Source organism: Pseudomonas plecoglossicida NBRC 103162 = DSM 15088, assembly GCF_000730665.1.
GTDB classification, from domain to species: Bacteria; Pseudomonadota; Gammaproteobacteria; order Pseudomonadales; family Pseudomonadaceae; genus Aquipseudomonas; species Aquipseudomonas plecoglossicida.
The window spans coordinates 44816-69013 of the sequence record NZ_BBIV01000016.1; the positions used below are offsets into that span (position 1 = coordinate 44816).

At 64.0% G+C, this 24198-nt stretch carries 23 protein-coding genes; 6 read left to right on the forward strand and 17 right to left on the reverse strand.

What is annotated here, in order from left to right; genetic code table 11:
* Positions 1-91: 91 nt before the first annotated feature.
* On the reverse strand, positions 92-2173 hold the full coding sequence (locus PPL01S_RS11575) for a carboxy terminal-processing peptidase (protein WP_016391335.1): 2082 nt from the start codon (positions 2171-2173) through the stop codon (positions 92-94).
* Positions 2174-2313: 140 nt separating this feature from the next.
* On the opposite strand from PPL01S_RS11575, the gene PPL01S_RS11580 reads away from it, so the two are divergent.
* A complete protein-coding gene (locus PPL01S_RS11580) occupies positions 2314-3276 on the forward strand; it encodes an NAD(P)H-quinone oxidoreductase (protein ID WP_028626020.1) in 963 nt (320 codons plus the stop codon).
* A 32-nt stretch (positions 3277-3308) separates the two neighbouring features.
* On the opposite strand, the gene PPL01S_RS11585 is transcribed toward PPL01S_RS11580, so the two are convergent.
* From PPL01S_RS11585 to PPL01S_RS11610, 6 genes are all read right to left on the reverse strand, one after another.
* Positions 3309-3962: an HAD family hydrolase gene (locus PPL01S_RS11585; RefSeq protein ID WP_016391337.1), complete on the reverse strand. Its 654-nt coding sequence runs from the start codon at positions 3960-3962 to the stop codon at positions 3309-3311.
* A gap of 13 nt (positions 3963-3975) precedes the next feature.
* Positions 3976-4965 carry an ABC transporter ATP-binding protein gene (locus PPL01S_RS11590; protein WP_016391338.1) on the reverse strand — a complete coding sequence of 330 codons (990 nt, stop codon included), beginning with the start codon at positions 4963-4965 and terminating at the stop codon, positions 3976-3978.
* A 1-nt stretch (position 4966) separates the two neighbouring features.
* Positions 4967-5761, reverse strand: a complete 795-nt coding sequence (locus tag PPL01S_RS11595) for an ABC transporter permease (RefSeq protein ID WP_016391339.1) — start codon at positions 5759-5761, stop codon at positions 4967-4969.
* Positions 5751-6593, reverse strand: coding sequence for an ABC transporter permease (locus tag PPL01S_RS11600; protein WP_415639439.1), 843 nt, complete (start codon positions 6591-6593; stop codon positions 5751-5753). Before PPL01S_RS11600 ends, PPL01S_RS11595 begins: the two co-directional genes overlap by 11 nt.
* A 5-nt stretch (positions 6594-6598) precedes the next feature.
* Positions 6599-7405, reverse strand: a complete 807-nt coding sequence (locus PPL01S_RS11605) for an alkaline phosphatase family protein (RefSeq protein ID WP_016391341.1) — start codon at positions 7403-7405, stop codon at positions 6599-6601.
* 101 nt (positions 7406-7506) lie between these two features.
* Complete coding sequence (locus PPL01S_RS11610) at positions 7507-8571, reverse strand: ABC transporter substrate-binding protein (RefSeq protein WP_028626018.1); 1065 nt, start codon at positions 8569-8571, stop codon at positions 7507-7509.
* 329 nt (positions 8572-8900) lie between these two features.
* Here PPL01S_RS11610 and PPL01S_RS11615 point away from each other — a divergent pair, with 329 nt between their 5' ends.
* Positions 8901-9614, forward strand: a complete 714-nt coding sequence (locus PPL01S_RS11615) for a UTRA domain-containing protein (protein ID WP_016391343.1) — start codon at positions 8901-8903, stop codon at positions 9612-9614.
* 39 nt (positions 9615-9653) lie between these two features.
* Here the strand turns inward: PPL01S_RS11615 and PPL01S_RS11620 are convergent, their stop codons facing one another.
* From PPL01S_RS11620 to minC, 7 genes are all read right to left on the reverse strand, one after another.
* Positions 9654-11807, reverse strand: coding sequence for a mechanosensitive ion channel family protein (locus PPL01S_RS11620; RefSeq protein ID WP_028626017.1), 2154 nt, complete (start codon positions 11805-11807; stop codon positions 9654-9656).
* A 44-nt stretch (positions 11808-11851) separates the two neighbouring features.
* Entirely contained in the window at positions 11852-12019 is a 168-nt protein-coding gene (locus tag PPL01S_RS25395) for a hypothetical protein (protein WP_016391345.1), read from the reverse strand.
* A 181-nt stretch (positions 12020-12200) separates the two neighbouring features.
* Positions 12201-13490, reverse strand: coding sequence for a M18 family aminopeptidase (locus PPL01S_RS11625; protein ID WP_016391346.1), 1290 nt, complete (start codon positions 13488-13490; stop codon positions 12201-12203).
* Between the two features lie 125 nt (positions 13491-13615).
* Complete coding sequence (locus PPL01S_RS11630) at positions 13616-14251, reverse strand: RluA family pseudouridine synthase (protein ID WP_016391347.1); 636 nt, start codon at positions 14249-14251, stop codon at positions 13616-13618.
* Positions 14252-14310: 59 nt separating this feature from the next.
* Positions 14311-14565, reverse strand: coding sequence for a cell division topological specificity factor MinE (gene minE / locus PPL01S_RS11635; protein ID WP_003252572.1), 255 nt, complete (start codon positions 14563-14565; stop codon positions 14311-14313).
* Between the two features lie 3 nt (positions 14566-14568).
* A complete protein-coding gene (gene minD / locus PPL01S_RS11640) occupies positions 14569-15381 on the reverse strand; it encodes a septum site-determining protein MinD (protein ID WP_016391348.1) in 813 nt (270 codons plus the stop codon).
* A gap of 100 nt (positions 15382-15481) precedes the next feature.
* Positions 15482-16246, reverse strand: a complete 765-nt coding sequence (gene minC / locus PPL01S_RS11645; protein WP_028626016.1) for a septum site-determining protein MinC — start codon at positions 16244-16246, stop codon at positions 15482-15484.
* 111 nt (positions 16247-16357) lie between these two features.
* Between minC and PPL01S_RS11650 the strand changes: the two genes are divergently transcribed.
* Complete coding sequence (locus PPL01S_RS11650) at positions 16358-17293, forward strand: lipid A biosynthesis lauroyl acyltransferase (protein ID WP_028626015.1); 936 nt, start codon at positions 16358-16360, stop codon at positions 17291-17293.
* 120 nt (positions 17294-17413) lie between these two features.
* A complete protein-coding gene (locus PPL01S_RS11655; protein ID WP_016391351.1) occupies positions 17414-18556 on the forward strand; it encodes a patatin-like phospholipase family protein in 1143 nt (380 codons plus the stop codon).
* A 100-nt stretch (positions 18557-18656) separates the two neighbouring features.
* Here the strand turns inward: PPL01S_RS11655 and PPL01S_RS11660 are convergent, their stop codons facing one another.
* Together PPL01S_RS11660 and PPL01S_RS11665 are read right to left on the reverse strand one after the other, a co-directional pair.
* Positions 18657-19481, reverse strand: coding sequence for an MlaA family lipoprotein (locus PPL01S_RS11660; protein WP_016391352.1), 825 nt, complete (start codon positions 19479-19481; stop codon positions 18657-18659).
* A complete protein-coding gene (locus PPL01S_RS11665; protein ID WP_016391353.1) occupies positions 19474-20772 on the reverse strand; it encodes an alpha/beta fold hydrolase family protein in 1299 nt (432 codons plus the stop codon). The genes PPL01S_RS11660 and PPL01S_RS11665 overlap by 8 nt, the downstream gene beginning before the upstream one ends.
* Before the next feature lie 189 nt (positions 20773-20961).
* Between PPL01S_RS11665 and PPL01S_RS11670 the strand changes: the two genes are divergently transcribed.
* Positions 20962-21330, forward strand: coding sequence for a hypothetical protein (locus PPL01S_RS11670; RefSeq protein ID WP_028626014.1), 369 nt, complete (start codon positions 20962-20964; stop codon positions 21328-21330).
* 36 nt (positions 21331-21366) lie between these two features.
* Here PPL01S_RS11670 and PPL01S_RS11675 read toward each other — a convergent pair whose 3' ends face one another.
* Positions 21367-22932, reverse strand: a complete 1566-nt coding sequence (locus PPL01S_RS11675) for a glycoside hydrolase family 17 protein (RefSeq protein ID WP_028626013.1) — start codon at positions 22930-22932, stop codon at positions 21367-21369.
* Between the two features lie 198 nt (positions 22933-23130).
* Here PPL01S_RS11675 and PPL01S_RS11680 point away from each other — a divergent pair, with 198 nt between their 5' ends.
* Complete coding sequence (locus tag PPL01S_RS11680; RefSeq protein ID WP_028626012.1) at positions 23131-23991, forward strand: glycine betaine ABC transporter substrate-binding protein; 861 nt, start codon at positions 23131-23133, stop codon at positions 23989-23991.
* Positions 23992-24198 lie beyond the last annotated feature (207 nt).

A 24198-nucleotide genomic window follows, 5' to 3' on the forward strand; every position in this document is an offset into this window, starting at 1 on the left:
CGGCGCCACAAAATCCAAGGCATGCACTGCCGATCCCCGCACAAAAAAAAGCCAGGCATCGCATGCCTGGCTTTTTCATTACGATCAACCCTTACTTCTTGGCCACCTTGGTGCTGGCGCTCAGGTAGTCGATCAGGATGCGACCGGTCTCCGACAGGTAGGCGTCGTCTTCCGGCTTGGTGTTTTCATCCTCGGTCGGCAAGGCGTCTTCGTCCTCTTTCTTCAACTCCTTGAGCGGCTCCTCACCCTTGGCCTTGCGGCGGATGTTTTCCAGCGCCAGCTGCTTGGCCTCGATGTCGTCGTGGCGGGCGCGGCGATCCTGCTCGTTGAGGCTGACGGTCTTTTCGTTCATCAGCTTCTGGGTCAGCGCCAGGCGGTCACGGATGTAGGTGAACTCTGCATCCTTGTCGCTGCGCGCCTCATGCTGCGCCTTGAGCTGGGTCAGGAACGGCTTGAACGGGTCGGCCGCAGGCTTGACCACCGGGCGGATGGTGTCCCATGGCATGGCTTCTGGCAGGGCGCTTTCGCCGATTTCCTTGGTGTCGATGATCGACGGGTAGTCGATGTCCGGCAGCACGCCCTGGTGCTGGGTGCTCTGGCCGGAAACCCGGTAGAACTTGGCCAGGGTCAGCTTCAGTTCGCCATGGTTGAGCGGCTGGATGGTCTGCACGGTGCCCTTGCCGAAGGTCTGGCCGCCGATGATCAGGGCGCGGTGGTAGTCCTGCATGGCACCGGCGAAGATCTCCGAAGCCGAGGCCGACAGGCGGTTGACCAGCAACGCCAGTGGGCCCTTGTAGAAGGCGCCAGGGTTTTCGTCTTCGAGCACGTCGACACGGCCGTCGCTGTTGCGCACCAGCACGGTAGGGCCTTTCTCGATGAACAGGCTGGTCAGCTCGGTCGCTTCCTGCAGGGAGCCGCCGCCGTTGTTGCGCAGGTCGATGACCACGCCGTCGACTTTTTCCTTCTTCAGCTCGGTGAGCAACTTCTTCACGTCGCGTGTGGTGCTCTTGTACTCGGGGTCGCCGGCACGGTAGGCCTTGAAGTCCAGGTAGAAGGCCGGGATCTCGATGATGCCCAGCTTGTAGTCGCGGCCATCCTGCTTGAGCTTGAGCACCGACTTCTTCGCTGCCTGCTCTTCGAGCTTGACCGCTTCGCGAGTGATGGACACGATCTTGCTGGTCTGGTCGCTTGGCGCATTGCTTGCCGGGATGATCTCCAGGCGCACCACCGAGCCTTTCGGACCACGGATCAGCTTGACCACTTCGTCCAGGCGCCAGCCGACCACGTCGACCATTTCCTTGTTGCCCTGGGCGACGCCGATGATCTTGTCGGCCGGTGCCACCTGCTTGGTCTTCGCGGCAGGGCCTGCCGGCACCAGGCGCACGATCTTGACCTGGTCGTTGTCGCTCTGCAGCACCGCGCCGATGCCTTCGAGCGACAGGCTCATGTTGATGTCGAAGTTCTCGGCGTTATCCGGCGACAGGTAGTTGGTGTGCGGGTCGTAGGACTGGGCGAAGGTATTGATGTAGGCCTGGAAGATGTCCTCGGCACGGGTCTGGTCCAGGCGCGCCAGCTGGTTCTTGTAGCGCTTGGTCAGGGTTTCCTGGATCTGCTTGGGCTCTTTGCCGGCGATCTTCTGGCGCAGCACTTCGTCTTTCACGCGCTTGCGCCACAGGTCGTCGAGTTCGGCCTGGTTCTTCAACCACGGCGCGTCCTTGCGGTCGATCAGCAAGGTTTCCTTGACGGTGAAGTCCATCTTGTCGACGCCCTTGTTCAGCTCGGCCAGGGCAAAGTCCAGGCGCTGCTTCACGCGGTCCAGGTAGCGCTTGTAGATGGTGAAGCCGGGGTCGAGGTTGCCGCTCTTGAGGAAGTCGTCGAACTGCGACTTCCACTTGTCGAACTCGGCGATGTCGGCCGCGGTGAAGTAGCTGCGCGCAGGGTCGAGCAGCTTGATGTAGCTGTCGTAGATGATCGCCGAGCGGGCGTCATCGAGCGGTGGCTTACTGTAGTGGTGGCGCTTGAGCAGCTCCACCACGTTGAGGCTGGCGACGATTTCGTCACGGTCCGGCTGCAGGCTGTCCCACTTGTTGGCGGCCGCCGCATTGCCGCCGAGCGTGAGGCTGCCCAGGCCCATCATCAGGGCCAGGGCGGTGCTTGGGAGGAAATGCTTCATGCTGATTCGACGTGGAGGCAATTGATCACGCATAGTAGGCCGTCTTTTCCGTTGCCGGTTCCATGGAGCCGGACAAATACTGCAAAAAGCCTGGGGCAAGCGCTCCCCAGGCTCAGTCATGATTCAACTATGGAGGCACTGTGAGAGCATTGCAAGGCGAAGACGGACAAGTAGCCTGGGTCGAGGCAGAACGCCCGGTTTGTGACGCTGGCCAGGTACGCATTCGGGTGGCCGCCGCGGGCCTGAACCGCGCCGACCTGCTGCAAATGAAGGGCCTCTATCCGCCACCGCCAGGCGCCAGCCCGTACATGGGCCTGGAGTGCGCCGGCATTATCGAGGAAGTGGGGGCGGGCGCCGACTGGCGCGTGGGCGACCGGGTGTGCGCACTGCTGGCCAGCGGCGCGATGGCCGAGGAAGTGGTGGTGGACGCCCGCCATGTGCTGCCGGTACCCGAGGGCCTGAGCCTGCAGGAAGCGGCGGCGCTGCCCGAGGTGTATGCCACGGCCTGGTTGAACATCTTCCAGCTGGGTGCGGTGAAGGCGGGCGAGAAGGTGCTGGTGCACGCGGGTGCCAGTGGCGTGGGTTCGGCCGCGATCCAGCTGTGCAAGGCGTTTGGCAACCCGGTGTATGTCAGCGTCGGCTCGCAGGATCGACTGGCCTACTGCCAGGCCCTGGGTGCAGCCGGTGGCGTGGTGCGTAACGAGAACCTCGAGGCGCTCGAAGGTCTCGGGCCGTTCGATGTGATTCTCGACCCGGTGGGTGCCAGCTATGGCCAGCTGAACCTCAAGCTGCTGGCCCGAGATGGGCGCTGGGTCATCATCGGCCTGATGGGCGGGCGCAAGTTCGAACTGGACCTGGCGCAGGTGCTGGGCAAGCGCCTGGAAATCACCGGCTCCACGTTGCGCAACCGTGACGATGGGTTCAAGGCCGAGTTGCTGCGCGAGCTGCAGCAGCAGGTGTGGCCGCTGTTCGCCGAAGGGCGCCTGTCGCCGCAGCTGGTGGATACCTATCCGATAGAGTTCGCCCAGGCGGCATATGCCGAGCTTGAGAGCAATCAGGTGTCGGGCAAGCTGGTGATGGTCATCGACCCGACCCTGGCTTGAGATTGCCGGGGCTGCTTTGCAGCCCATGGCCCTCAAGCCCAGCTCAAGATCGGCCACCCATTGATCTCGGCATGCTCGCGCAGCACCGCATCCGGGTTCACCACATGCGGAAAATCCACCTTCAGCAACAGCGGCAGGTCATTGCGCGAATCGGAATAGAAACTCGCCCCCTCAAGGTTCTCCTGCTCCTGGTCCAGCCACTCCAGCAAGCGGGTGATCTTGCCTTCACGGTAGGTCAGCACCCCGTGGGTCTTGCCGGTATACACCCCGTTCACCGCCTCCAGCTCGATCGCCAGGTACTCATCCACCCCCAGGCGCGCCGCTATCGGCCCGACCAGGTGCGTGCCCGAAGCGGAAATGATCAGGATGCGGTCGCCCCGCTTGCGGTGCTCGGCGATACAGCGGCAGGCGTCGCCGTAGATGATCGGTTCGATCACCTCCTCGACCCACGGCTCGACCAGGTGTTCCACCTCTTCCAGCGTGCGCCCGGCAATCGGTTCGAGGCTGAAGGCCATGTAGTCTTCCATCTGCAGGTGGCCCTTGCCGTAGGCCTCCATCAGCGCATGGTCACGGCGCAAGAACTCCTTGCCATCTACCCAGCCCAGGCGGGCCATCTGTTCGCTCCACAACGACGCGCAGTCGCCATGGATCAAGGTTTCGTCGAGATCGAAAATTGCCAGTGCCATGTATTGAATCTCCTTAGGCCACTTCCCGTAGCGCCGTGGGGTCGATCGACAAGGATACCCGCTGGCCGTCGGCGTGCAGGTCGGCCGGCGAGCGATTGAGCACATCGACCACCAGCTCCACCTCGCGCACCCGTACGCGGTAACGGATCACGTTGCCGAGCAGGCTGTGACTGTGCACCTGGGCGTCCAGTTCACCGTTCAGGCCCAGGGTGATCGACTCCGGGCGGATCGCCAGGCGGCTGGCCACCGGGCGCTGCAGGAGTCGGCTGGCACTGTCGGCGTCGAGCAGGTTGTAGTTGCCGATGAAGCCCGCGGCGAACAGGTCGACGGGGGCGGTATACAGGGTTTCGGCATCGCCGCTCTGGACGATGCGCCCCTGGTTCATCAGGAAGATGCGGTCCGACATCGTCAGCGCCTCTTCCTGGTCGTGAGTGACGAATATGGTGGTCAGCCCCAGCTCGCGCTGGATCGCGCGGATCTGTTCGCGCAGGTGCTTGCGGATCCTTGCATCCAGCGCCGAAAGCGGCTCGTCGAGCAGCAGCAGGCGCGGCCTTGTGACCAGCGAGCGGGCCAGGGCCACGCGCTGGCACTGGCCGCCCGACAGCTGGTGCGGATAGCGCCCGGCGAAACTGCCCAGCTCGACCAGCTCCAGCACCTCGCGCACGCGCGCCCGGCTCTCGTCGGCCTTGACCTTCTGCATGCGCAGGCCGAAGGCGACGTTCTGCTCCACGGTCATGTTGGGGAACAGCGCATAGCTCTGGAACACCATGCCGATGCCACGCTTCTGCGGGCTCAGCGGCACGATGTCCTGGCCATCGAGGAGGATCTGTCCGCCGTCCACCGAGGTCAGCCCGGCGATGCAGCGCAGCAGCGTGGACTTGCCGCAGCCGGAAGGGCCGAGCAGGGTGACGAACTCGCCGCGTTCGATCTGGCAGTCGATGTTCTCGAACACCGGGGTGCTGGCATAGCTTTTGTGCAGTTTCTGTACGCTGACGAAGCTCATGTCAGGTCTTGTCCTTGTTCAAACGGTTGGCGATCCACGTCATGACCAGCACGAAGGCGAAGTACGAGATCACCAGCGCGCTGTTGAAATGGCCGCTGCTGTTGCGCATGTTGTTCAGGTACACCTGCAGGGTCTCGTAGCGGGTACCCACCAGCAGGTTGGCGAACACGAACTCGCCGAACAGGAAGGAGAACGACAACAGCAGGGCGATCATCAGGCCCTTGCGCAGGTTCGGCAGCACCACCAGCAACGCTGCCTGCCAGGTACTGGCGCCGAGCAGCTGGGCGGCGTCCATCAGATCGCGCAGGTTGATCGCCTGCAGGTTGTTGGTGATCGCTCGGTACATGAACGGCAGGGCGATGGTGAAGTAGCAGCCGATCAGGATCCACGGCGTGCCGACCATGGCCATCGGCCCGCTGCCATACAGCTGCAGCAAGCCGACCGACGACACCACCGGCGGCACCGCGAACGGCAGCAGGATGAGGATGTTCATCAGTGCGTCGAGCTTGGGGAAGTGGTAGTGCACCACGAACAACAGCGGCAGGATCAGCACCACCGACAGCACCAGGGCGCCGACGCACACCAGCAGCGACTGGCCGAAGGCGGCGAGAAAGCGCGGCTCGCTCCACAGCGCCAGGTACCATTTCAGGGTCAGCCCGCTGGGCAGCAGGGTGGCCGACCAGCTGGTGGCCAGCGAGTAGAGCAGGGTGCCGGCCAGCGGCAGCAGCAGGATCAGGAACAGCAGGTAGACCACCACGCGGTGGTAGAGCCCGGCAGCAGTCTTTTCAGCGCGCATGGTAGCTCCTCTTGAGCAGCCATTGATGGACCACCGTGACCAGCGTCATCAACCCCACCAGTACCATGGCCAGCGCGCTGGCCAGGTTCGGGTCGAGGCTGATGTCGCCGGCCACCAGGCTGGCGATGCGGATGGGCAGCACGTTGAAATTGCCGGTGGTCAACGCATACACCGTGGCATAGGCACCCAGTGCATTGGCCAGCAGGATGACGAAGGTGCCGAGCAGTGCCGGGGTCAGTACCGGCAGGCCGATATGCCGCCAGTACTGCCAGTGGCTGGCGCCGAGCAGCGCGGCGGATTCGCGCCAGTCTTCGCGCAGAGCGTCGAAGGCTGGGTAGAGCAGCAGCACGCCGAGCGGGATCTGGAAATAGGTGTACACCAGGATCAGCCCGCTCTTGGAATAGATGCTGAAGTCTTCCAGCAGGCCTGCCTGCTTGAGCAACAGGGTCAGCGCGCCGTTGAAGCCGAGCAGGATGATGAAGGCGAAGGCCAGCGGTACGCCGGCGAAGTTGCTGGTCATGTTGGCGAAGGCGCTGACGAAGTCGCGCAGTCGTGAATCCACCTGGCGCAGCGAGTAGGCACCGAGGGTGGCGATGACGATGCCGAACAGGCTTGACCAGAAGCTGATCTCCAGGCTGCGCTGCAGCGCCTGCAGGTAGAACTTGGAGGCGAACACCTTGCTGAAGTTGTCCAGCCCCCAGCCGGCCTCCGACTGCACGCTGTTGATCGCCACCCAGGCCAGCGGGGCGATCTGGAAGATGACGAAGAACACGGCGAACGGCAGCAGACAGAGCAGGGCGAGGAAGCGGGCGCGGCTGCTGCTGCTCTTGATCACCGTCACTTGAGCAGCTCCCGGCACACGGTCTTGTCGTGGGGCGCGCCGAGCAGTTCGCAGATGGTCCCGCACAACTCGGTCTGCAGCGGCTTGGCCGCAGGGTCGAGGCTGAAGGCATCGCCGAACACGAACAGCGGCACTTCGCGCTCCTCGGCCAGCAGGCCGTTGTGCGAGCGGTCGTTGTTCATGCCATGGTCGGCGGTGACCAGTACCTGGTAGCCCTCTTCCAGCCAGCGCGGCAGGTAGTCGGCCAGGAGAATGTCTGCGGAGCGCGCGGCGTTGCGGTACTGACTGCTGTCCAGGCCGTGACGGTGGCCAGCGTCGTCGATGTTCATCGGGTGCACCAGCAGGAAGTTCGGTGCGTGGCGGCGGCGCAGGTACTCGGCGTCGGCCAGCAGGTGCGAATCGGGATAGTGGTCGGCCCAGTAGAACGAGCCATGCTGGATCGGCAGCTTGGGCGCATGGGTATGGCGATCGCGCAGCGGGTCGAAGGGCGAGCGGTTGTACAGTTCGCTCATCCAGTGATAGGCCGCCGCCGCCGTGCCCAGGCCCGCCTCGCGGGCGTAGTGGAACACGCTGCGCTGGTTGGACAGGCGGTTGACGTTGTTGTGCACGATGCCGCTGTCGATGGGTGGAACGCCGGTGAGGATGCACTCGTACAGCGGGCGCGACAGCGAAGGGAGCTCGCATTCGACGCGGTACAGCGCGGCGCGGTCGGCTTCGACGTAGGCATGCAGGTGGCCCATGGCGTGGTGGGCTACCTGATGGTTGAGGCCGTCGAGCAGGACCAGGATGACGTTGTGTTGCATGGTGGCTCCAATGAGGAGAGCGACAAGCTGCAAGCCACAAGCTGCAAGTAGAGGCGGTTCGGCTTCTTCTTGCAGCTTGGCGCTTACAGCTTGCGGCTGCTTTATTCCATCTCGATGATCACTTGTTCCTGCCACATCTGCGGAAGCTTCTTGGAGGTCGCTTCCCACGCCTCGGCATTCTTGATCGGCTGCGCGGCCTTGTACTGCTCGTTGGGCAGCAGCTTGGCCTGCACATCCTCCGGCAGCTTCAGGTGCTCGGCGCGAATCGGCCGGGCGTGTCCCTTGGCCAGGTTGATCTGCCCGGCATCGCTGAAGATGTATTCACGCGCAAGCTTGGCCGCATTCGGATGCTTGGCGTACTTGTTGATGATGGTGGTATAGCCGGAAATCACCGAGCCGTCGGAGGGGATCAGCACCTCGAAGCGCTTGGGGTCGATCTGTTGACGGTAGCTCAGGCCGTTGAAGTCCCACACCACGCCGACTTCCACTTCGCCCTTCTCCAGGGTCTGGATGGTCGGGTTGGCCAGCGACAGGCGTTTCTGCTGGGCCAGTTTGGTGAACAGCTGCAGGCCGGGGTCGATATTCTTTTCGTCGCCCTTGTAGGCGATGGCGGCGGCCAGCACACCATTGGCGGCCTGGGCGGCTGTGCTGACGTCACCGATGGCGACCTTGTACTTGCCCTTCTCCAGGTCGTGCCAGCTGGTAGGGCGGTCACTTTCCTTCACCAGGTCCTTGTTGATGATGAAGGCGATGGTGCCGGTATAGGCCAGCGCCCAGTGGCCGTCCTTGTCCTTGGCCCACGCGGGCACCTGGTCCCAGGTACTTGGCATGTACGGCTGGCTCACACCTTTGGTCACCGCGATCGGGCCGAACGCCGCACCGACGTCGCCGATATCGGCACTGGCGTTGTCTTTCTCCGCATCGAACTTGGCGATTTCCTGGGCCGAACTCATGTCGGTGTCGCTGTGCTTGAGGCCATATTTGTTGGCCAGGTCGTCCCAGGTGTCTTTCCAGTTGGCCCAGGCATCGGGCATGCCCACGCTGTTGACGGCGCCTTCTTTACGGGCGGCGTCTTCCAGGGCCTTGAGGTCGGGGCCGGCGGCCATGGCCGAGGTACACAGGGCGATAGCCGAACCGAGCAGTGACGCCATGAAGAACTTTTTCATCCGAAGCTCCTTGGGTGGGTGCCTTTAGCGATCGTTGCGAATCATGAAAGCGTTGCTTGGGAACCGTTGGTCTAGGTCAGCAAACCTTGCGCCAAGGTAGGCCGCTTGCGTGACAGTTTGATGTAGGAGAAGGCCGCAAGCGCTGGCTGCAGTTGCCTGAAAGTACAGCGTAGACCAGTTCGTACCCTTGATTCCGCGGGCTTTGTGCGCCTCTGGCGGTGACTGTGCCCAGAGCTCTGTCACAGGATGTTCATCAGCCCTGCCTAGGCTTGCACTATCCTCCAGAGGCCCTGTCGTGGGGCTGGACTAGTCCAGATAGGTAACCCTTGATGCAGTCGACGCCACCGCGTGCGGTAACAGCCATCTGCCATGCCTTGCAGGAGCAGATCGAGCACGGCCTGTTGGCGCCGGGCGGCAAGCTGCCGTCCGAGCGCAGGCTGAGCGAGGTGTTCGACACCACCCGCATCACCCTGCGCGAGGCCTTGGTGCAGCTCGAGGCCCAGGGGTTGATCTACCGCGAGGAGCGGCGCGGCTGGTTCGTCGCGCCGCAACGGCTGACCTACGACCTGATCGAGCGCAGTCATTTCCATGCGATGGTCCGGGACCAGGGGCGACAACCCTCTACCGAGCTGTTGTCGGCACGGCTGCAACCGGCCTCGGCGAGCATCTGTGAGCGCCTGTGCCTGCCGGCATTGTCCAGCGTGGTGCGGATCTGCCGGTTGCGACGGATCGATGGGCGGGCGGTGCTGTATGCCGAGCATTACCTCAATCCGGCGTACTTCCCGGGCATTCTCGAACAGGACCTGGCGCAATCGCTGACCGAGCTCTACGGGCGGGTGTATGGCATCCAGTATGGAAAGGTGCGCTTCGAGATATTGCCCACCGCTTTGCCTGTGGAAGCGGCGGCGGCGCTGAAGGTGTCGGCGGGCAGTCCCGGGCTGCATATCACCCGGGTCAACAGCGACCAGCACGGACACCTGATCGACTGTGACCTGGAGTATTGGCGGCATGATGCGATCTGCATTCGCGCCCAGGCTGGATAGGGTGTTATCCCTCATCGCCGGCAGGCCGGCGATGAGGCCCTAGCTGGAGGAACCGGCTTCGCTCATCCCCCCACCCCCAGCCGTCACTACCTGCACCGACAACCGCGGCGTGGCCAGATCGAGCCCGGCCTCGTCGAGCTGACGCTTCAACGCCAGGTTGAACGCCCGCGACACTTCCCATTGCTTGATCGGCGCCGTCTTGAACCGCGCCCGCAAGATTGCCGACCCCGACTCGAAGCTCTCGACCCCCTGCAACTCCAGCGGCGACCAGATGTTGCGGCGCATCAGCGGGTCGTTGCGCAGTTTCTGCCCCACCTCGCGAATCAAGGTGATGGCCTGGTCGATGTTCATGCTGTGGGGGATCGCCACGCGGAAGATCGCATAGCCGAACTCGCGGGAGTAGTTCTTGATGCTCTTGATCTCGCTGAACGGGATGGTGTGCACGATGCCATCGATGTCGCGCAGGCGCACGGTGCGGATGGTCAGGCCTTCGACCGTGCCCAGGTGGCCGCCGACATCGACGTAGTCGTCGATGGCCAGCGAGTCCTCGATGATGATGAACAACCCGGTGATCAGGTCGGCCACCAGCGACTGCGCGCCAAAACCGATGGCCAGGCCGATCACACCGGCACCGGCCAGCAACGGCGTGACGTTCATGCCCATGTTGGCCAGGGCGACGATCACCGCGATGATGAAGATGGCCACGAACATCACGTTGCGGATCAGCGGCATCATGGTTTGTGCGCGGGCGTTGGCCATGCCCCGGCGCGAACGCACCAGGGCATGGTGCACCGCCGTGTCGGCCAGGATCCACACCAGCCAGGCGGCGATCAGCGTCCCGGCAAGCCCCGCCAGGCGCATGCTGACCTCATGCCCGTCGCCCTCGGCAAAGCCGATCATCGACAGGCCCCATACGCGCAGGCCCAGCTCGATGAACACCAGCCAGATGCCCAGGTGCAGCAGGGCATAGGCGAAGTTGCGCAGGCGTTCGGTGTACACCGCCTGGCGCTTGTTGGCGCGCTTGGGGTTGGCGGCGTGGCGGCGGACCAGGCCGTTGAGCACCATGCACACCACCACCAGTACCGTGCACATCAGCGATTGACGCAGGGCGGTGCTGGTATCGCCGGCGGAAATGAAGGTGGCGATCAGCGAGATCGCCACCAGGATCAGCGGTGGCACGAACCAGAAACTGCCGAGCAACTCGATGGTGTCGCTCAGGGTGCGGCGGGTCAGGCGGCGGTCCAGGGGCTGGTTGCGGATCAGGTGTGCGATCGGGCGGCGAAAGCGCAGGATGAACAGGCCCGTGCACAGCGCGGCGATGACGTTGGCCAGGGTGGCCAGGGTGTGCGCCAGGTGCGTGCCCAGGGCGACGGTCATGCGCGGGTCGCTCATCGCCTCGCCAAAGGCGGCGAAGCTGCCGATCAGCCACAGCGGGCGGAAAGCCTGGTGGCGCAGGATATACAGGGCGCGGTGGCGATGCGGGCCATCGAGCAACGAGAAGGCGATCACGCAGATGGCCGAGAAGCAGGTACCCACCACCAGCGCATAGGCCAGCACCATGGCCATCGACTTGCCCAGCGAGGAGGGCAGGGCGATGCTCAGGTACACCGTGAACACCAGCGCCACCAGCCACGGCCCGAGCTTGCGCAGGGCGAAGCGCACCAGATCCCAGGTGCGCGGGTGCTGGGGCAGTTCCTCGGTCAGGCCGAAGCGCACCCGTACACGGTGGCCGATCCAGTTGAAGGCATAGGCCAGCAGGCTCCAGACGGCGATGACCGCCGCGAACCCGAACAGGATCGCCGGCCATTGGTGCACCGGGACCACCAGTTCGGTCAGTTCCGCCTGGGCCTGCTCGATTTCCAGTGCCCAGCGGTTGAACGGGCTGGCCTCGCCGCTGAACTGCTTTTCCAGGTCGTGCAAGGCGCCGCCGATCAGGCCCAGTACGCCCTGTTCGGCAGCAGGTTGCGATTGCTTGGTGGCATCGCGCAGCTTTTTCAGGTCGGCCAGCAGCTTGGCGCGTTGCTGGTCGTTCTCCAGGTTCTTGATCACCTCGTCCAGCGACTTGCCCAGCGGCTCGGTCGCCTGTGGCTGGGCTGGCGCACTGGAGCCGAGCAGGCTGGGCAGGCCCGCCGCCTGGACCGGGGAAACCAACAGGAACAGCAGCAGGGCAAGGTAACGCAGGAGGGCAGGCACCGGGAAATCAACCTCAGGTCAAACGATTGACCGAGTGTAGAGGTTTATGTGGGGAGTTTCTCCAGGATCTTCCAGCAGGTGAGGCCGAAGATGCCCAGCGTGCCGATCCACATCATGAATACGCCGATGTTGCGCTCACGCATGCTGAAGCCGATGGTCAGCAGCATCAGGAACAGGAATACCGGGACGAACAGGGACAAGAACGGGGACATGGACAGCAAACCTTATGGCATGGGGGCATGCATTCAGCATAGCGGGGTTGAGCGGGACGGGGGTTGATCCGGAGCAGGTGTTTTGACATTACCGGCCCTCATCGCCGGCAAGCCGGCTCCCACAGGAGGGCAGTGGAGTCCCTGTGAGAGCCGGCTTGCCGGCGATGAGGGCGCTACAGGCTCAGGGCAGTTCGCGACTGCGGTAGAACGCGGTCAGCACCTTGACCAGGTGCGCCAGGTCCTGGCTGCCACACAGCTCGCGAATCGAGTGCATGGCAAAGGTCGGCAGGCCGATATCCACGGTGCGCACGCCAAGATGACTGGCGGCGATCGGGCCGATGGTCGAGCCGCAGCCCATGTCGCTGCGCACCACGAAACTCTGTACCGGCACTTCTTCGGCCATGCACAGGTGGCGGAAGAAGCCTGCCGTTTCGCTGTTGGTGGCGTAGCGCTGGTTGTTGTTGACCTTGATCACCGGCCCGGCATTGAGCTTGGGCCCATGGTTGCCATCGTGCTTGTCGGCATAGTTGGGGTGAACGCCATGGGCGTTGTCGGCCGAGACCATCAGCGAGCGCTGGATGGTGCGCACGTAGGCGTCGCCGTCCGGCAGCAGGCGCTGCAGGGTCTGCTCCAGCATCGGGCCGTCGGCACCGCAGGCCGAGCTGCTGCCCACTTCTTCGTGGTCGTTGCACACCAGTACGCAGGTTTCATCGCTGTCGGCCGCCAGCAGCGCTTGCAGGCCGGCATAGCACGACAGCAGGTTGTCCAGGCGGGCGCCGGCGATGAAGTCGCCGTTCAGGCCGATCACCGCGGCATCCTGGGTGTCGTAGAAGCTCAGTTCGTAGTCCAGCACCACATCGGCATTGAGGTCGTGCTCGCGGGCCAGCTGCTCGGTGAGCACGGCGCGAAAATCGATGCGCTCGTCGCCGGCCACCTGGGCAACGATTGGCGGCAGTTCGTTCTGCGGGTTGATCTGCCAGCCTTCGTTGGCGGTGCGGTTGAGGTGGATGGCCAGGTTGGGGACGACCGCGATCGGCAGCTTGAAGTCGATCAGCTGGCTTTCGACCTTGCCGTCACGGCGGAAGGTGACGCGTCCGGCCAGCGACAGGTCGCGGTCGAACCACGGTGCCAGCAGGGCGCCGCCGTACACTTCCACACCCAGTTGCAGGAAGCCCTGGCGCTGCAGCTCAGGCTGCGGCTTGACCCGCAGGCACGGGCTGTCGGTGTGTGCACCGACCATGCGGATACCGTTCAGCAGGGGCGCTTGCTTGCCCAGCTTGATGGCGATGATCGAGGAGTCGTTGCGGGTAACGTAGTAGCGACCGCCAGGCACCGTGGCCCAGCTGTCGCGCTCGTCCAGGCGCTGGTAGCCGGCAGCCTCGAGGCGCTGGGCCAGGCTGGCGGTGGCGTGGAAGGGCGTCGGGGAGGCCTTGAGGAAATCGATCAGGCCGGTATTCAGTGCTTCGCGCATAACTCACTCCAATTCGAGCTTCAAGCCGCAAGCTACAAGCTTCAAGCAAGAGCAGCCTGTGGAGCAAGCTCCAACGCGATCTGCTCTGGTCTTTGCTTGCAGCTTGCCGCTCGACGCTTGCAACTTTAAAAAGGCGCCGGGCACTCGAACTTCACCCGCTCCCCGGATACCGGGTGGGTGAAGCTCAACATCGAAGCATGCAGGCACAACCGCTCATGTGCCGCCAGCGCCTCAGGATTGGCATACAACCGGTCACCCAGCAGCGGATGCCCGATCGACAGCATGTGTACGCGCAGCTGGTGCGAGCGCCCGGTGATGGGCGTCAGTTCGACACGGCAGTAGTCGCCACAGCGTTCGACGATGCGCCAGAAGGTCAAGGCATGCTTGCCCAGTTCATGGTCCACCACATGGCGCGGCTTGGTGGGCGGGTCGTAGCGCAGCGGCAGGTCGATGCTGCCGCTGTCCAGCGCCGGTTGCCCCCAGCACAGGGCGGTGTAGGCCTTTTCGGTCTCGCGATCGTGGAACTGGCGCGACAGCTCGCGGTGGCTGTCGGCGTCGCGGGCCAGGAGGATGATGCCGGAGGTTTCCCAGTCCAGGCGATGAACGATCAGCGCATCCGGATAGCCGTTTTCCTGCAGGCGGGTGATCAGGCAGTCCTTGTTGTCGTCGGCACGGCCTGGTACCGACAGCAGCAGGGTCGGCTTGTTGACCACCAGGATGGCGGCGTCTTCATGGAGGATCTGCACGTGCGACAGCGGCATTGCATGGTCTCTGTGTAAAACATTGGGGCTGCAACGCAGCCCCAATGATCAAGACCGGATCAGCGATCCGGCAAGGTGATGTTCAGTTCCAGGATCGAGCAGCTGCCCTGGTTTTCCAGCTCGATATGCACGTCATCGTTGCCGATGTTCACATACTTGCGGATCACTTCGAGCAGTTCTTTCTGCAGCGCCGGCAGGTAATCCGGTTCGCTGCGCTGGCCGCGCTCATGCGCCACGATGATCTGTAGACGCTCTTTCGCCACCGACGCGCTGGTCTGTTTCTGTCTGCCACGAAAGAAGTCAAAAAGGTTCATGGTTTACTTGCCTCCAAACAGGCGCGCGAAGAATCCTTGCTTCGGCACTTCGATGAAACGCAGGGGTTTCTCTTTACCCAACAGGCGATCGACAGTGTCGCTGTACGCCTGGCCTGCATCGCTCTGATCATCGAGGATGACCGGGATACCCTGGTTGGAAGCCTTGAGCACGGCCTGGGACTCGGGGATCACGCCCTTGAGCTTGATCGCCAGGATTTCTTCTACGTCGGCGATGCTGAGCATCTCGCCCTTTTCCACGCGCTCCGGGTGGTAGCGGGTGATCAGCAGGTGTTCCTTGATCGGCTCTTCGCCGTTCTCGGAGCGGCGCGACTTGCTCGACAGGATGCCCAGCATGCGGTCGGAGTCACGCACCGACGACACTTCAGGGTTGGTCACGACGATGGCTTCGTCGGCGAAGTACATGGCCAGGTGCGCGCCTTTCTCGATACCCGCCGGCGAGTCGCAGATGACGTAGTCGAAGGTTTCCTTCAGCTCCATCAGCACCTTCTCGACGCCTTCCTGGGTCAGCGCGTCCTTGTCGCGGGTCTGGCTGGCGGCCAGCACGAACAGGTTCTCGAGGCGCTTGTCCTTGATCAGGGCCTGCTGCAGGTTGGCTTCGCCGTTGACCACGTTGACGAAGTCGTACACCACGCGGCGCTCGCAGCCCATGATCAGGTCGAGGTTACGCAGGCCCACGTCGAAGTCGACGATGACAGTCTTGTGGCCGCGCAGCGCGAGGCCGGTACCGATGGCGGCGCTGGTGGTGGTCTTGCCCACCCCCCCCTTGCCGGATGTAACGACGAGAATCTTGGCCAAGGTGCTTCACCCCTAAATAAGTCGGGACGCGTGTCCCAGCAAAATGCAAAAAAACGGCAACGAGCAAAAAAGTTGCGCTAAAAATGTCGGCAAGTATCCGTTAAAGACGGGTGATGTTCAACACGTCACCGGACAGGCTGACTTGCACGCCGGCTCCCCACAGCGGGTCGCGGCGCAGGTCTTCGCAGACCTTGTACTGGCCCGCGATCGAGACCATTTCGGCGGTCATCTGCTGGCAGAAGATCCGCGCCTTGGTATTGCCCTTGATACCGGCCAGGGCACGGCCGCGCATGGCGCCGTACACATGGATGTTGCCGTCGGCGAGAAGTTCCGCGCCCGGGCTGACGGAGCCGGTGACCACCAGGTCGCCGCCCTGGGCATAGATCTGCTGGCCACCGCGTACCGGAGAAGTGATGATCCGGGTCGGGCGGATTTCCGGTTCTGCAACGGCGGGCGCTGGCGGCGCCGGGGCAGGTTCGGACTTCTTGACCTCGGGTTCGGGCTCCAGCGGCCGCTCGCGGGCGCCGGAAGGCGGCAGCACAGGCAGGTCGATGGCGATCGCCGCGGCGATGTCCTCGATGCGGTTGGCGCGGATCGCCAGGGTGCGCAGGCCGTGGTGGCGGCAGATGCGCATCAGCCCGGGCAGGTCGATGGCGCCTTCGTCGGCCGGCAACTTGTCCAGGGCCAGCACCAGCGGCGTGTTGCTGAAGAAGTTCGGCGCCTGCGCCACTTTCGCCGCCAGTTGGCGGTCGAGGGCTTGCAGGTCGTTGCGCCCCAGTTCCAGCACAGTGATGGCGAGCATGCTGCCCTTGAGCTGGAACACGGAGGCGGTGTCGGGTGTGTGGTTTGGGCTCATGGTCTGCATAGACGGCAAGTTGCGAAAAAAGTGCCCTGACTTATAACGATAAGACCGATTGGCCGCAACCGGCGCGGAACCGATGTAGAATGCTCGGCCTTTGACCTACCGGAAGCTTCAATGGAACGCCCGCGTTTTCGTCCCTATTTCCTGCACCCACGGTTCTGGGGCCTGTGGCTTGGCCTTGGCCTGCTGTGGCTGGTGGTGCAGTTGCCTTACCGGGCCCTGTTGTGGCTCGGCGCAGCACTGGGCGCGCTGATGTACCACCTGGCCGGCGAGCGCCGGCGCATTGCCGCGCGCAACCTGGAGCTGTGCTTCCCGGAACTGTCCGTCGACGAACGGCGCCGCTTGCTGAAAGCGAACTTCGCCTCCACCGGCATAGCCTTCTTCGAAATGGCCATGAGCTGGTGGTGGCCCAAGGCCAGACTGGCACGCCTGGCGCACATCGAAGGCCTTGAGCACCTGCAGGCGGCGCAACAGGCCGGGCAGGGCGCAATCCTCATGGCGGTGCACTTCACCACCCTGGAGATCGGCGCGGCGCTGCTGGGCCAGGCCCATACCATCGACGGCATGTACCGCGAGCACGGCAACCCGCTGTTCGACTTCATCCAGCGCAGCGGCCGCGAGCGGCACAACCTCGATTCGCTGGCGGTGGAGCGCGAGGACGTGCGTGGCATGCTCAAGCTGCTGCGCTCGGGCCGAGCCATCTGGTACGCACCGGACCAGGACTACGGCGCCAAGCAGAGCCTGTTCGTGCCGCTGTTCGGCATCCCGGCGGCGACGGTCACTGCCACCACCAAGTTCGCCCGCCTGGGCAAGGCACAGGTCATTCCCTTCACCCAGAAGCGCCTGGAAGATGGCAGCGGCTATCGTCTGGTGATTCATCCGCCGCTGGAGGACTTCCCCGGTGAAAGCGAAGAGGCCGACTGCCTGCGTATCAATCAGTGGGTCGAAGGTGTGTTGCGCGAATGCCCCGAGCAGTACCTGTGGGCGCACCGGCGCTTCAAGTCGCGGCCTGAGGGTGAGCCGCGGCTGTATGACAAGAAAAAGCGCTGACTCAGGCCTGACCCTATCGCCGGCAAGCCGGCTCCCACAGGGATCTCCACCGCTTCATTGTGGGAGCCGGCTTGCCGGCGATGAGGCCGGTGCTGGCATCCTGACTCCAGGAAGGATTCGATGACCCCGACCACCGGCCTGATCCTCTCCGGCGGCGGCGCCCGTGCCGCCTACCAGGTCGGTGTGCTGGCCGGCATCGCCGAGCTGCTTCCGCCCGGCGCTAGCAACCCGTTCCCGGTCATCGTCGGCACTTCGGCCGGCGCCATCAATGCCGTGGCCCTGGCCAGCGGCGCCATGCGCTTCAACGAAGCGGTGCAAGCGCTGACCGCATTCTGGCAGAACTTTCGCAGCCACCTGGTGCTGCGCAGCGACTGGCCAGGCGTGATCCGCCAGGCCAGCCGCTTCGTCAGCCAAAGCCTGCTGGGCCTGGGCGGGCAGGCGCCGGTGGCCTTGCTCGACAGCAGCCCGTTGCGCCAGCTGCTGCAATCTCACCTCGACCTGGGCGGCATCGACCATGCCCTGGCTGCCGAGCACCTGCGCGCGGTGGCGGTGACGGCGTTCGGCTACGAGTCCGGCCAGGCGGTGACGTTCTACCAGGGCCGCGGCACCATCGACGCCTGGCTGCGCCACCGCCGCATCGGCGTGCCCACGGCGCTGACCATCGACCATCTGCTGGCCAGCGCGGCGATTCCGCTGCTGTTCGCGCCGGTACGGCTGGGCGACGAGTTCTACGGTGACGGCGCGGTGCGCCAGTCGGCGCCGATCAGCCCGGCCTTGCACCTGGGCGCCAGCCGCGTGCTGGTGGTCGGGGTCAGCGGCAACCCGCAACGGCCGGCGCCGCCTTTGCCGACACAGCGCGTGTTCACCGGCCAGCAACCGAGCCTGGCGCAGATTGGCGGGCATATGCTCAACAGCACCTTCATCGACAGCCTTGAGGATGACATCGAGCTGTTGCAGCGGCTCAACCACCTCAGCCACCTGCTGCCTGCACACCTGGACGCCCGGCGTCTGGGCCTGGCGCCGATCGAGGTGCTGGTGGTGGCGCCCAGTCAGCCGCTGGACGAGATCGCCGCGCGGCACCGGCGAGAGCTGCCGGCGGCGTTGCGGCTGTTCCTGCGCGGGCCGGGGGCGACCCGCACCAGTGGCGCGGGGGTGTTGAGCTACCTGTTGTTCGAGGCCAGCTATTGCAGCGAGTTGATCGAGCTGGGGCGGCGGGATGCGCTGGCCAAGCGGCGGGAGCTGGAGCAGTTTCTGGGGATATGAGGGGGTTGGTGCTGGCCCTGTCGCCGGCAAGCCAGCTCCCACAGGTATTTCACTGGGGTACCCGTGGGAGCCGGCTTGCCGGCGATAGGGCCATCAGCCATCACTCGGCAATCTGCAACTTGCGCGCCTGGGTATACACATACCGCACTTTCTCGTACTCGAACGGCGAATTGAGCTGGCCATAGCGGAAACGCGTGGTGTAACGCTTGTCCACCGCCTGCAACAGCAAGATCTCCGGATGATCGCTGCTGGTTTCCGGCACATCGAGGAAGTTCACCGCCTGCTCCCCTGCATAGTCCACCACCACCCCGGTGGTATCGCGCAGGTTCGACGGCCCCAGCACCGGCAGCATGATGTACGGGCCTTCCGGCACGCCATAGAAGCCCAGGGTCTGGCCGAAGTCCTCGTTCTGGCGCGGCAGGCCCATCTTGGTCGCCGGGTCCCAAAGCCCGCCAACGCCGATGATGGTGTTGAACATCAGGCGGGCGGTGATTTCCGCCGAGCGCTTGGCCTTGAGCTGCAGCACACTGTTGAACAGGTTGGGCACATCCCCCAGGTTGTTGAAGAAGTTGCTCACTCCGGTGCGCACGAAGCTTGGGGTGACGTACTGGTAGCCACTCACCAGCGGCAGCAGCACCCATTGGTCCAGGCGGTAGTTGAAGTGGTAGATGCGCCGGTTCATCGATTCCAGCGGGTCGTACACGTTCAACGCGGCCAGGGTCGAGCGCTCGAATTCGCGCTGGTCCAGCCCGGGGTTGAATTTCAGTTCGCGCAGCGGGTCGATGAAGCCATCGGGCTCAGGTTCCAGGGGTTGCGCCGTCACTTGCGGGTCGGCTTCGATCACGCTGGCACGTGGCGCGGTTTCCGCGGCCAAGGCATTGCCGGCAATCAGCAGGGCGGTGGCGAGGAGGCATTTGTTAACCACGGAAGAACTCCAGCATGGCGTCGCTGTTGACGCGGTAGTTGAGGTTGCCGCAATGGCCGCCATGGGGATAAAGGGTCAGGCGATCGCCGAACACCTTGCGCAGGAAACCGATGTCGCCGGGGCCGAGGATGACGTCGTCGGCGTTGTGCATCACGGCGATCTTCGGGCTGTCGCGCAGGTAATCCTCCAGCGCGTACAGGCTGGCCTCGTTGATCAGTTGCAGGATGCTGCCGCCATCGGTGCGGGCACGCCACATCGGAATCACCTGTTCGGTGATGTAGCAGTCGAAATCGCACTGCAGGGCGCGTTTGAAGAACGGCGTCAGGCTGCTGCCCTCGGTGATCGGAAACTTCGGCGGAATGATCAGGCCGCGGCGGTTGATCAGGTCGGAGGTGAAGGCGATATCGGCTGCCGAGAAGCGGAACGAGGTGCCGATGAGCATGGCCATCTGCTCGTTGGACAGGTGCTGGCGCGACTGCTGGAAGTCGTACAGCAAGGCGTCGTTGAGGTCGATGTAGCCCTTGTCCTGGAAGTAGCGGGTGAGCTTTTCCAGCATCAGCTCATAGAACGTGGTGCTGCGGTCGATGCCCTTGACCTGGGTCTGTACCAGCTTGTCCAGGTTGTTGATCGAGGTGTACAGGTTGACCGGCGGGTTGAGCAGCAGCACGCGCTTGAAGTTGAAACTGCGCCGGGTTTCGTCCAGGTGGCTGACGAACGCCGCGTCCAGCGCCCCCAGGCTGTAGCCGGTGAGGTAGAACTCGCTGATCGGCAGGCGCGGGTGCTGGGCACGCACGGCTTGCATCACCCGGTACATGTCCTCGGCGTCTTCCTTGCTCACCCCAGGGGTGGCGAAGCGCGAGGCGGCGCTCATGAAGTCCCAGCTGGTCGGAGACGAGAGTTGCACCACGTGGAAACCGGCCTGGTAGAAGAGTTTTTTCAGGTATTCGTTGATGCTGCTCGAGTAGGGCGCGCCGGTGCCGGCGATGAGGAAGATCAGCGGGGCTTCATGGTCTTGCTTGGCCAGGCGGTACTTGAGTTTTTTCACCGACCAGAAATTGTCGGGCAGGGTGAATTCGCGCTCAGGACGCAGGTTGAGGCTGTAGTCGGCCTGGTCGATTTCATCGTCGCTGGGCAGGGTCGGGCGCTGCTCGGGCGGTGTGGTGGCGATGGTCGCCTCGAACGGGTTGGTCAAGGGGAAGCCGTAGCTGGCGGCGTCGATATCCCGAGCCGACGCGGCAGCAGCCATCAACAGGCCGCCAAGAAGGGCGACAAGGCGCCATGATCGAAGCATGTGATCCCCCAGAAGGTACAAGGTCGTGCAATACGCAGGCTAGGACCACGTCCATGCCCGCAAAGTTGCCAAGTGCAGGGTTCTTTGGTGTGCCTGCTAACTGCAACATAGCTGCAAGGCGTAGATTTTGCCTTGCGACAGGCCTTGGGCGATCATGGCGCGTCTCGATGACCGCTATGGGAGAACTGGATGTCTCGTTCGTTGCCGGCCGCTTTGTTGTTGCTGTTCCTGGCGCTGTGGCTCGCTGCCAGCTATGGCGTGCGTTATGGGCTGATGGAAGATGCGCGCTGGGTCGGGTTGTGTACCGTGCCGGGTGAGTACTGGCAGTGCCAGGTGCGTTCGCTGCTGGGGCTGGGGATTCACTTGCAGGTGCTGGCCTGGGTCGGATTGGGGCTGGCGCTGCTGGCGCAGGTGGTCGCGGGCCGCGTGGGATGGTGGCTTGCGGTACTGGCGCTGGTGTTCGGGGTGCCTGCTTTGATCTTGTATACCGCCAGCATCGCGGTTTTCGCAGTAGTGCTGGCGGGGTTGCGCCTGGTTCGGCAGGCACGGCGGGGCTGACAGGGGCTGCCTTGCAGCCCATTCGCCTGCACGGGCTCAAGCCTTGCGCAGCCGCAAGCTGCGCCACAACGCAGCAGTCATCAGCACACTGACCACCGCCCAACCCCAAGCCTGCTGGTTCCCCAGCCCTTCACGGTAAAGCTGAGGCAGTACGCCAGCCCCGACGACGAAAGCCAGCAACGCCACCTCCGCCCGCGCCGCCGCCACCGGCCGCAGCAGGTACACCACCGCCGGCAAGGCCAGTGCCGCTGTCGGGAAGCTGCGATACCGCGGGTCGAACACCATCGCCAGCATGCTCACCGCGGCCGCGAACCCTGCCGCCAGCAACAGCCACCCGGCTCGCGCTTCGAGCCAGGCGAACAGTCGCTCACGCCATCCCTCACGTCGCGCCAGGGCCAGGGCGGCGTGCATCAGCACCAGCAGATTCAGCCCCGCCAGCAACACAGCCCACAGCCATTCCCCGGCAAACCGCGCGTGGCTGCGCATCAGCTCGCCCCACAACCCCAGGCAGCCCGCGCCAAACGCTGCCAGCAGCGGCAAGAGCAGGGCGCCGACGGCGCAGGCCGGTCGCCCGGCGAGCACCAGCATCACCGCCATCAACACTACGCTGGCCAGCAGCCACTGCGGCCAGTAGTGCAAGTTGCTCACCGGCCCTTCGAGCACACCCTTGTCTTGCCGGTCGGCATCGTAGAGCCCCCAATAGCCGCCCACCGCCCCTTCATTGGCGCGCTTCCACGGCTGATCGAAGGCCTCGATCAGGTTGTAGTGCCAGCCATTGGCCTCGGCCATGGCGACGAAGCCGCGCACGAAGCGCGCCTCGTTGGCCCGGCTGGGCACGGCCGTCTCGCGCTGGCGGCCTTCACTGGGCCAGCCGGTTTCGCCGATGAAGATGTCCTTGGGCGCGAAGCGCTTGGCGAACACCTGGCGCACCTCGGCGACATGGGCCAGGGCATCATCGATGCCGCGTGGGTCGTCTTCCCAGTAAGGCAGCAGGTGGATGGTCAGGAAGTCCACCGCTGGCGCCACCTGCGGATGCTGCAACCAGAACTCCCAGACATCGGCGTAGGTCACCGGTACCTTGACCTGGCGCTTGACCTCGCCGATCAGCGCCGCCAGGCGCTCGCCGGTGACTTCCTTGCGCAACAGCGTCTCGTTGCCGACGATCACTGCACTGACCACGTCCGGGTTGGCGTTGGCGGAGGCGATCAGCAACTTCACTTCCTTGTCGGTATCGACCGGGTTGGCATTCACCCAGGCGCCGAGCATCACCTTCAGCCCGTGCTTGCGTGCCAGCGCCGGGATTGCCTCGAGACCGGTCATGGAATAGGTGCGGATGCACTGGAATCGCTCGGCCAGCAGCGCCAGGTCGGCGTCCATGCGGGCCGGGCGCAGGCGGAAGGGCTGATCAAAGGGCGACTGGTCCTTGTCGAACGGGGTGTAGGACGCGCACTGCAACTTGTGCGTCGGGCTGGCGGCATCTGGCAGCTGCAGCGGCTTGCCCAGCCCGTACCAGAGCGCCCCCAGCCCAAGCAGGGCCAGCAGGCAGGCGAGCAGGTAGAGCGGTAACAGCAGGCGGGCAGGGCTGGGCATCGGGCGGTCCATCGTCAGGTGCAAAACGGTAGATAGTAGCCCGGCGCCAATCCTTTGGCATGCAAGGATCGCGCAGGACCGTGTAGGCCGATGCCGCTAATGGCACAGTGCTGTCGCAATGGGATCGTGCACAGGTCGCAGCTGGAGCAGGTCGACTATGGTTGCAGGCACATGATGCAATTTCCAAGACCTGACGAGGGGATGCTTTTGATGGCAACTTTGAAGAAAATGCGACGTGTCCTGGGGGTAGGTACTGCCCTGGTACTGGCCATGAGCGCTGCACAGGCAATGGCCAAAGAGGTAAGCATCGGTTACGTGGATGGGTGGGCCGACAGCGTGGCGACCACCAACGTGGCCGCCGAAGTGATCAAGCAGAAGCTCGGATACGACGTGAAGCTGCAGGCGGTGGCCGCAGGAATCATGTGGCAGGGCGTGGCCACCGGCAAGCTGGACGCCATGCTCTCGGCCTGGCTGCCGGTCACCCACGGTGAATACTGGGCCAAGAACAAGGACAAGGTGGTCGACTACGGCGCCAACTTCAAGGATGCCAAGATCGGCCTGATCGTCCCCGAGTACGTCAAGGCAACCAGCATCGAGGACCTCAAGACCGACGACAGCTTCAAGCAGAAGATCGTTGGTATCGACGCAGGGTCCGGCGTGATGATCAAGACCGAGCAGGCTATCAAGGATTACGGCCTGACCGGCTACAAGTTGCAGGCAAGTTCCGGGGCGGGCATGACCGCGGAACTGGGGCGTGCGTACCCCAAGCAGCAGTCGATTGCCGTGACCGGCTGGGTGCCGCACTGGATGTTCGCCAAGTGGAAGCTCAAGTTCCTGGATGACCCGAAAGGAGTTTATGGCGCGGCGGAAACGGTCAACAACATCGGCAGCAAGGAACTGGACACGAAGGCGCCGGAAGTGGCCGCGTTCCTGAAGAAGTTCCAGTGGCAGTCCAAGGATGAGATCGGCGAGGTGATGCTGGCGATCCAGGATGGGGCCAAGCCTGAGGCGGCGGCGAAAGACTGGGTGGCCAAGCACCCAGAGCGCGTCGAGGAGTGGACTGGTAAGTAATGGACTAATGCTGGGGCTGCTTTGCAGCCCTTTCGCGACACAAGGCCGCTCCTACAAAGGGATCGCGGTCCCTGTAGGAGCGGCCTTGTGTCGCGAAAGGGGCGCAAAGCGCCCCTAGTTTTGTTACGCATCCTGCAAAAGACTATTGCTTCTAAGACTAAGGTCGTCTGGTTGGCGTCCAACGGCAGCATAAAGTGACGGTGTGGG

Coding starts and splice junctions, on each gene's coding strand:
- PPL01S_RS11625 (WP_016391346.1), bottom strand. CDS start 13,490: ATGCGCGAAGCACTGAATACCGGCCTGATCGATTTCCTCAAGGCCTCC.
- PPL01S_RS11665 (WP_016391353.1), bottom strand. CDS start 20,772: ATGCTTCGATCATGGCGCCTTGTCGCCCTTCTTGGCGGCCTGTTGATG.
- PPL01S_RS11670 (WP_028626014.1), top strand. CDS start 20,962: ATGTCTCGTTCGTTGCCGGCCGCTTTGTTGTTGCTGTTCCTGGCGCTG.
- PPL01S_RS11655 (WP_016391351.1), top strand. CDS start 17,414: ATGACCCCGACCACCGGCCTGATCCTCTCCGGCGGCGGCGCCCGTGCC.
- PPL01S_RS11630 (WP_016391347.1), bottom strand. CDS start 14,251: ATGCCGCTGTCGCACGTGCAGATCCTCCATGAAGACGCCGCCATCCTG.
- PPL01S_RS11680 (WP_028626012.1), top strand. CDS start 23,131: ATGGCAACTTTGAAGAAAATGCGACGTGTCCTGGGGGTAGGTACTGCC.
- PPL01S_RS11590 (WP_016391338.1), bottom strand. CDS start 4,965: ATGAGCTTCGTCAGCGTACAGAAACTGCACAAAAGCTATGCCAGCACC.
- PPL01S_RS11615 (WP_016391343.1), top strand. CDS start 8,901: ATGCAGTCGACGCCACCGCGTGCGGTAACAGCCATCTGCCATGCCTTG.
- PPL01S_RS25395 (WP_016391345.1), bottom strand. CDS start 12,019: ATGTCCCCGTTCTTGTCCCTGTTCGTCCCGGTATTCCTGTTCCTGATG.
- PPL01S_RS11610 (WP_028626018.1), bottom strand. CDS start 8,571: ATGAAAAAGTTCTTCATGGCGTCACTGCTCGGTTCGGCTATCGCCCTG.
- PPL01S_RS11585 (WP_016391337.1), bottom strand. CDS start 3,962: ATGGCACTGGCAATTTTCGATCTCGACGAAACCTTGATCCATGGCGAC.
- PPL01S_RS11675 (WP_028626013.1), bottom strand. CDS start 22,932: ATGGACCGCCCGATGCCCAGCCCTGCCCGCCTGCTGTTACCGCTCTAC.
- PPL01S_RS11650 (WP_028626015.1), top strand. CDS start 16,358: ATGGAACGCCCGCGTTTTCGTCCCTATTTCCTGCACCCACGGTTCTGG.
- minC (WP_028626016.1), bottom strand. CDS start 16,246: ATGCAGACCATGAGCCCAAACCACACACCCGACACCGCCTCCGTGTTC.
- minE (WP_003252572.1), bottom strand. CDS start 14,565: ATGAACCTTTTTGACTTCTTTCGTGGCAGACAGAAACAGACCAGCGCG.
- PPL01S_RS11605 (WP_016391341.1), bottom strand. CDS start 7,405: ATGCAACACAACGTCATCCTGGTCCTGCTCGACGGCCTCAACCATCAG.
- PPL01S_RS11595 (WP_016391339.1), bottom strand. CDS start 5,761: ATGCGCGCTGAAAAGACTGCTGCCGGGCTCTACCACCGCGTGGTGGTC.
- PPL01S_RS11575 (WP_016391335.1), bottom strand. CDS start 2,173: ATGAAGCATTTCCTCCCAAGCACCGCCCTGGCCCTGATGATGGGCCTG.